We start from the raw sequence: 1,280 nt of genomic DNA on the forward strand, positions 1-1,280 counted from the left end.
GTTGGAAGGGGTAGGTGGGGAGTGGCAGGTTTGGGGTGTTGGTGGTGGTGAGGGTGGTCCAGTTGGTGGTGGGGTGGTGGGTGAGGGTGGTGAGGTAGGTGGTGAGTTCGGGGGTGTTGGTGCGGAGGGGTGCGGTGGTGGGGGTGTTGGGGTGGGTGTGTTGGGCGAGGGTGGTCAGGACGGGGTCGGGGCCGATTTCGGTGAGGTGGGCGATGGTGTGGTGGGTGTGGAGGGTGTGGAGTCCTTGGTGGTAGCGGACGGTGTGGCGGATGTGGCTGGTCCAGTAGTCGGGGGTGAAGGGGTGGGGGTGGTCGTGGTTGGGGTGGAGCGGGATGGTGGGTGGGTGGTAGGTGAGGGTGGTGGCGTGGGTGTGGAAGGCGTCGAGGATGGGGTCCATGTGGGGGGAGTGGAAGGCGTGGGAGACCTTCAACTCGCTGGTCTTGCGGCCCTGGTTCTTGAAGTGGTTGGCGATGGCGTGGACTGCGTCTGCGTCGCCGGAGATGACGGTGTTGGTGGGGCTGTTGGTGGCTGCGATGCTGACCGCATCGGTCAGGTGCGGGGTGAGTTCTTCTTCGGTGGCTTGGATGGCGATCATGGCGCCGCCGGTGGGGGCGGAGTGCATGAGGGCCGCGCGGGTGGCGACCAGGCTGGCGGCCGAGGGCAGGTCGAGAATGCCGGCGCAGTGCGCTGCCGAGAGTTCACCCAGGGAGTGGCCGAGCATCAGATCGGGTGTGATGCCGTGGTGCTCCAACAGGCGGAACAAGGCGATCTGGAGGGCGAAGAGGGCGGGTTGTGCGTAGCGGGTCTCGTGCAGCTGGGCGTCGTTGTCGGAGAAGACCAGGGAGCGTAGGGGCCGGTCCAGGTGTGGGTCCAACTCGGCGCAGGTGGCGTCGAACGCTTCCCGGTAGACGGGGAAGGTGTGGTACAACTCCTGGCCCATCCGGGCCCGTTGTGATCCCTGGCCGGTGAAGAGGAACACCCGCTTGCCGTGCACCGTCGGCAGCGGTTCGGCTTCGCCCTCGGCGAGGGCCCGTAGTTGTTCACGTAGTTCGGCCGTGTCGGAGCCGATGGCGGCGGCTCGCACTTCCAGCTGGGCGCGGCCGACCGCCAGGGCGGCGGCGACCTGCGCGGGGTCAACGGTCTCCGGGAGGCTGTCGAGGAGTCGCCGGGCGTGTTGCCGCAGCGCCTGGCCGTTCTTGGCGGACAGCAGCCAGGGCACCACCGGCAGCTCAACCCTCGCCGGGGAGGTCTCGATGGGCGGTGCCTCTTCCAACACCACG

At 68.0% G+C, this 1,280-nt stretch carries 1 protein-coding gene; it reads right to left on the reverse strand.

Annotated features, from left to right (window positions below; genetic code table 11):
- A partial coding sequence (locus tag EBN88_RS29895; RefSeq protein WP_158621589.1) for an acyltransferase domain-containing protein occupies positions 1-1,280 on the reverse strand: 1,280 nt, incomplete at both ends.

Origin of the sequence: Streptomyces triticirhizae, from assembly GCF_003696235.1 — a bacterium.
Lineage (GTDB): Bacteria > Actinomycetota > Actinomycetes > Streptomycetales > Streptomycetaceae > Streptomyces > Streptomyces triticirhizae.